At 56.5% G+C, this 7103-nt stretch carries 2 protein-coding genes and 1 pseudogene; 1 reads left to right on the forward strand and 2 read right to left on the reverse strand.

Translation table 11 applies throughout. The features are described from left to right. Positions 1-1400: 1400 nt before the first annotated feature. Positions 1401-2402, forward strand: a pseudogene (locus tag ASE00_RS14940) (IS110 family transposase); the annotation flags it as partial. 251 nt (positions 2403-2653) lie between these two features. Here the strand turns inward: ASE00_RS14940 and ASE00_RS14945 are convergent. Together ASE00_RS14945 and ASE00_RS14950 are read right to left on the reverse strand one after the other, a co-directional pair. Continuing rightward, the gene (locus ASE00_RS14945) at positions 2654-3619 is read right to left on the reverse strand and encodes an alpha/beta hydrolase (RefSeq protein ID WP_056381763.1); all 966 of its coding nucleotides are present in this window, start codon (positions 3617-3619) and stop codon (positions 2654-2656) included. An 828-nt stretch (positions 3620-4447) separates the two neighbouring features. Next, a complete protein-coding gene (locus ASE00_RS14950; protein ID WP_056381765.1) occupies positions 4448-6892 on the reverse strand; it encodes a TonB-dependent receptor in 2445 nt (814 codons plus the stop codon). Positions 6893-7103 lie beyond the last annotated feature (211 nt).

Consider the following 7103-nt stretch of genomic DNA (forward strand, 5'->3'; position numbering starts at 1 on the left):
GCTCAGTTTGTCGAAGCATGGGCCGCGCGCGACAAAGTTTCCTGCGATGAAGTGCCGAAACCGCTTTGGCTCGATCTTTGGAGCTTCTTGCATCTTGCTGGGTGCATGCCGGTCATCTGGCGACAAAATAGAGGTTTCCATATGTTTTCTCGTTGTTAAGCTGCCGGTACCGGGCGGGGGATGGGAGCCACCCGTTCGCCGTCGTTATGGATGGCGACAGTCGGCCTCTCGTTCAGATTGCGCTCGGAATTTCTTTCCGTTTTATAATTGGCTGAACCAAAGGCGGGAAAGCTTTAGATCATGATTAGGTATGTCGCCATTATCAGTCATGTTGCAGTCCACTCCAAAGTGTCCTTTCCACTCCAAAGTGTCCTTGGTGCCGCATCCGTGTTGGCCGCAGCACCTTTCTCCCAAGCCGGTTCTGAGATTCTCGAGATAATCTGAAACTTCGTAGAAAACTGAAAATATGTCAATCCTTGAAATTGTCGAATTTCTCGATAAGCTAGCGCTGCCCGCGATGGAGCACGCTTCAGCCAGATGGCGAGAACGAGGTCTGCCGCAACGGCATCGGCTTTCACAGGCCGGCGCTCACCCAACCCCCAACCATGGGTACGTTGATCCGCAATTAATATTCGCGGACGAAGCGGCGCCATCGGGCCGTCCAGTCAAAGTTTCTTTTGAGACCCAGCGCCCTGAGATAGAATTGCAGCCTTGTTGATGCTCGCAGCGCTATATGACATCGATGACGAAGTCGGGATAGCTGGCCTTGGCAGTGACCTTGGCGCTATCGTAGACGCCATCCGCGAAGAGATGCTTAACACCGGCACATCGCTTTCGGATGCCGACGAAAATGGCTTGAGCGCCCCTGCTGCCCGAAATGTCTCAGTGGTCAGGTTGACCATTAGTTACGGCCGTGGGTGTCGACAGCCATGCGCCCACTTGCGTCCGACAACCTCCTTTTTTGGCTGAAACCCGCGCTTTTTTGCCGAGAGAGCCTGACGACTGGCTATCAACCTTGCCGCGCTCGGATTTTGTCCCAGGCCTTGGCGCTCGCAACCCAGCATCAACTCAATGTCATAGATCATATTGAACAGTAGCGCCGCGCCAGTTCCCGGAACCAGCCACATAACGTCTGCTACGCCCCGGAATGGATCGAATGCACGCGTTAGCGACAGCCCATACGACACAAATAGGAAGCCGCTTTTGCCGGCTCAATGACTTCCGCCGCATGGTAACCGCTACGATTGCCTGGATAAAACTACCCGTTAGCGGGCGACCTCGTCACCGCCATCGTCTTCTGGCTTTGTACGAGTCATCGTGTAATTTGTGGCTGCTTCCTCGGGCCGGCTTAGTGGCGCACACTTCTGGTTGTCGAAGCCTGAAGGAAGGAAGCAGCCAAGAAACACTATGCCGGATTAGACCTTTCGATGGAAACTACGCACGTCTGTGTCGTCGATGCCGATGGACGCAAGATCAGCGCACAATGCGTCGACAGCACACCGGAGGCGATCGCCACGGCGCTGGAGCAACATGGGCCGATCGAACGCGCGGTGATCGAGACGGGCCGAATGACCCCATCGATCGCGCTTGGCCTGCGCGAGCTGGGCGTCGCGATCGTCTGCATCGACGCCCGTCAGGCACATCAGAGCCTGAAGGCGATGAGGGCCAACAAAACCGATCCGCACGACGCCGCCGGCTTGGCGCAGTTGGCGCGCACAGGGTTCTACAAGGAGGTACACGTCAAATCGCCAGCAGCACACGGCATACGCTCGGTCATTCCGCCCGTGGGCATCTGGTCGAAGCGCGCGTCCGGCTCGACAACACTATCCGTGGCCTCTGCGCCACCTTGGGAATCAGGCTTGGCGTCGGCCAGGGCGAACGGTTCCTCTCACGGATGCGGGTGGCTGCCTCAGTTCCGGGTCTCGCCGAGCGGTCGCGTCGCTGCTCCGGGCCCGCGAGCGCCTGGTCGTGGAAATCGGGCAGCTGGATCGTCAACTCAAAGCGATCAGCACCGCCTCCCGGTCTGCCAGGCCTTGATGAGCATCCCCGGCGTCGGTGTGCAGACATCGGCTGCGTTCGCCGCAGCTGTTGATGACGCGAGCCGGTTCAAGCGATCACGGACGGCAGGTGCCTACTTCGGGCTGGTTCCCCGGCGGCACCAATCGGGCGAGCTCAACTGGACAGGCCGGATCACCAAACAGGGGGAGAGCACCGTTCGCAAACTGCTCTACGAAGCGGCCAGCTCGATCCTGACGCGCACCAGGCAGAGGTTCGCGCTGAAAACCTGGGCTCTCAAGATCGCGAAGCGGCGCGGCCTCAGAAAGGCCGGGGTTGCGCTCGCCCGACGCCTCGCTGTCATCATGCATGCCATGCTGCGCGATGGCACTTTGTTCGAGGCCTGAGATGCGGTAGAACCAGTTCGCCAGCGGTGATGCTCTCAAGCTAACCCGATGGCGGTGTCCCACGAGGGAACGCAGGGACGGATGATCTGAAGGTTGACGGATGGGCCACCAAGCCCGCTTCGAGTCAATGCAACGTCCGGCCTTGTGAGACCCGATACAGCACCACCGTCCTCCAGGACGGCGAGTGCGGACAGATCCTTGAAACCCTCAAGGGACAACCGCCAAGCGTCTGCAAATTACAGATCCCGATCCTACTCTTTCTTACAATTCAGCATGCGACCAGTGCCGCTCAACATGTCACACAGGAAATCGCTGGCGATGCGAGATGCGCCAAGCAGATCGAAGCCGTGGACGGCCCCAGGATAGACGTGCAGTTCCAGAGGAACACCGGCGTCTATCAGACGACGGGCGTAATCTAGGTTCTCATCGATAAATAGGTCGAGGCTGCCGACGCCGATCCAGGTAGGCGGGAGCCCCGTTAGATCCACGGCAAGGCTTGGCGAAAACCAGCCCTTGCGATCATCGTTCATCCCGTAACTACCCCGCAGCGCTTCCCACCCAAATTGGTTGTTTTCGCGCGTCCAGATGAACTCGCCAGTGTAACGGTTACGCCACGGATCGGCCTCTCCGCCAACGCGGTGGTCGATCATAGGATACGCCAAGATCTGAGCGGCAAGCTCGGGGCCGTTCCGATCGCGCGCCATCTGCGCCACCGCTGCGGCGAGCCCGCCGCCTGCGCTTTCGCCGATAATTGCAATACGTTTGGGGTCGATACCCAGTTCGGCAGCCTTGCCCGCCAGCCATAGAAGGGCCGCGTAGCAATCCTCCTGCGGACCCGGGAACGGCGTCTCCGGTGCCAGTCTGTATTCAACCGAGGCGACCACAACACCGAGACGCGCGGCGAGCGTCGACAGACCATCTGGCAAGTGGCGCGCCGAGCCCATGACCATGCCGCCGCCATGAATATGGAGGAGCACAGGCCGATCTTTGGCCGTCGGCATCGGATCGTACCAGAAAAGCGCTATTGAACCGTGCGGCGCATCGACTACTCTTTTAACCGGAGTGATCGGTGGTACACCACGCCCTAAGATCATTTCCGCGAGACTCTCGCGGATTGCCGGCAGGGCCTCGGCAGACATAGCGAACGGCGGTAGAGTTTCGAGCAGCGGCAGGAGCTCGGGATCGATCAATCTGCGTGTTGATGATGCGTCGGTCATATGAATGGGACGCGGTGCAGTATCTTGCATGTCACCTAGCCTTGGCATTGTGAAGCGATCTGGCTCCGAGCATTCCCGACCCTAGGAACCGACGCCGCTCATCATCGCCGTTCATAGTATTTTCGTTACCGAACAAGACTTCTGCCAAAAGCGGTAGGTCAGGAAGCGAACCTAGCCCATAGCGCCGGGCGTTGCGCCACTGGTAATCTACGGTCTCGATATGACCTATTGCAGGCATCGCCCGACTTCTCCCTACGGGTCCATCCTCAGTAATGGCTCGATTTACTATATCCCGAAAGGTTTCTAATGAGACTTGGAAGCTCAAATCAAATCCGGGTAGCATGGCCGCCCTCCTCCACGAATAGACTTTTTGTGTGAAAGACATAGCACAAACCGATCCAGCCGATCGAGTACAAGATATAAGTAGTTTGGATTTCGACCGCAGCGCGGACAGCGGCGCTTCCATCTAAGACCGCGCATTTCAGAGCACTTGTTATTTAAAGGCTTTACGGAATGATTCGTTTACAATCTTTCCGACTTTGCTACTGATCGCGACATGCATTGCTCGTATGAAAAAATAATTTGAAATAGAGAAATTCCCGTAAGCTCTATTATTGCAAATACTCTATGCTTTAAACGGCCTTGCGGTCCGGCACCGGGGCGCCCGCATCCTCATGTCATCGCGGTCCCATTCTGATCCGTTGATTTCCCCGTCGATCAGACCAAGCTAACGTTCTCAGTCCTTGCAGGCCCTCCCCCCTCTTCTCCCATAACCTCCCGGTGCCGGAGACCGAACTTTCTCGATCAACGGCGACCGGGCAATCGAGATCACATCTTGAAACCGAAAGTCACTCCGTAGGTTGCAGGTCGACCGGCGTAGCGGCCGGCGACGTCCGTTGCCGGGATCACGTTGGTCCAATAATATTTATTGGTAACGTTCTTACCCCAGATCTGCACGTGCCATCTACCACCGGGCAGCTCGTATCCGGCGCGAAGATCAAGAGTAGCATAGCCATCGATGAAATAAGGACGGTTGGCACCCGGAGCCGTCTTGCCGCCGGGGACATCAGCCAGAGTAAGCGTCTCACCGTAGAACGCCGCCGTTTCGGAGGAGCGGCCTGTGAAGGTCGCGCCGACGGACGCCGTGCCGCCGTTGGAAAGCGGCATACGATAGTCTGCGTTGAAGCTGTAAGTCCATTCTGGCGTGAACGGCAGGAGCGCTCCACGGAAACTCTGCGTCTTGCCCAGAATGTTAACGCCGGTATAGTCGAGCGTCTTCGATTTTAGATAGGTGACCCCTGCCGAGAGCGTTACCCCACGGCTCGGTGTCAGGGTAACGTTGGTCTCGGCGCCGTAAATGCGAGACTTGGGCACGTTGACCAGAGTGTCCAGGATCCCGAAGATAGGGTCAAGCACCTTTCCGCGAACCTGCTTGTCCTTATAATCGTAGTAGAACCCGGCACCATCAAACTGCAATTTACGATCAAGCATTGTGAACTTGAAACCAGCCTCATACGAAGTAACTGATTCCTGCGTAACTGGCTGCAGCTGATTTTCCGTTCCAGCAGCTACTGTTGGGAAACTGCCAGCCTTATAGCCGCGAGACACGTTCGCGTACAAAAGATAGCCAGGCGCGATCTTGTAATCGAGGCCGCCGCGCCAAGATACGTTGCGCTCATGCAATACGCGAGTGAATGGCGTGTATTCAGGAATACTATCAGGTTTCAACGTATAGCACTGGCCTGCAGTCAAGGGAACGACGGGAGAGCCGCTGAGCAAACCACCTAAGAACGTGAACAGCGAATTCACGTGTCCATCACCGACATCATATCCACAAAGATTGGCATGGTTTCGCGCATTGGTGTAGCGGAGGCCGCCCTTGATCGTTAGCTTACGCGTTAGATCGAACTCGACATTACCGAACGCAGCGAAATTTTGGATCCGTTGGTCAGTGTTATTACCACTTTGGTAAATGAACATGTTCTCCGGAATATTATTTGTACTATTTACATAATTAAGTACCTGATTTTCAATCGCCCGGCTCTTTTCGTAGTTACCACCGATCACCCAACGAAATCTTGAACGGCCGGAATTTGTTAGTCGAACCTCCTGGTTAAAAGAGTGCAACTTACCGTCATTTATACCAAGATCGTATGCGACGAGAGCAATTCCGTCGCCGTCTGTCGCCTGCTTCTGATTGAAAGTATTGTATGACGTGAGCGACGTGAGCGTGACGTTGTTCGCGAGATCATAGTCCAACCGTAATGACACTTGGCCGAACTTGCGGCGCGAGAAGGGGCGGTCTGCGCCGGTCGACCAGGCACCGGTCGACCAATCGGCTGCACGCGGACGCTGAGGCGAGAAGGGAACCGCAGCGAGTGCAGGAACGGGCGCAGCAGCCGGCTTCGCCGGGAAAAAGGCGATATACTGCATCGCTTGGGGATCTGAATGATCAACCCAGCCATTTGCGTTGAAGCTGAAGCGAAGCGATTCTGTGGCCTGCCAATTGAGCAGCAAACGACCCGCGATGTAACGCGTTTTGCCCAGCGTATCATCACGCGTGTAGCTTTTCTGCCAATCTTCGGAACGCTCGCCCGTAACGGCGATGCGACCACTCAGGCCATCGGCCAACGGACCGCTGATATATGCGTTGCCAGTAAGATCATTGAAGCGGGCAACGCCGACGTCGCCCCCTGCCGTGAATATGTCCGTCGGCTTCGCGGCGATATAGTTGATCGCGCCGCCCGTAGCATTCTGGCCGAACAGCGTACCCTGCGGCCCTTTGAGGGCCTCGATTCGCTCGAGATCGTAAGCCGAATGGCTTGCCATTACCGGAAAATTCAGCGGTGCCTGGTCCATATAGACGCTAACAGCGGGATAGACGCCGAGAGCAGCCTCGTTGAAGCCTACGCCACGCAGGGTGAAGATTGGCGTATTCTGGGTGCTCGACGCGAAGGTCAGACCTGGGACAGCCGTCGCGACATCCTGCAGGGAAGTGATACGCCGCTCGGCAAGCTGCTGGCCCGAGATGGCTGTGATGGTCAAGCCGACATCATTGAGCTTCTGCTCACGCTTGTTCGCGGTGACGATAATCTCGCCCGCCTCGAGAGCGTTCGTAGGAGCTTGAGACGCAGCCGGCGATGGGGCTGCCGTATTCGAGTCCGGAGGCGCTGCGGCGGCACTGGCAACCAGGCTTTCCTGCGCGAGAACGGGGCTCATCAGGCCGCTGAGAGAAACCGCCGTAAGAAGTAAAGACTTTGCGACAGTAGTCATGCTATTCCCCCCTAAAATATAACCATTATGCTAAGCAGATCTATTGAATTTTGCGTCTTAAGACCAATCAACTCGTCGGCCTCTCGTTCAGATTGCGCTCGGAATTTCTTTCTGTTTTATAATTGGCTGAACCAAAGGCGGGAAAGCTTTAGATCATGATTAGGTATGTCGCCATTATCAGTCATGTTGCAGTCCACTCCAAAGTGTCCTT

The organism is Sphingomonas sp. Root710, assembly GCF_001429065.1.
Classification (GTDB): domain Bacteria; phylum Pseudomonadota; class Alphaproteobacteria; order Sphingomonadales; family Sphingomonadaceae; genus Rhizorhabdus.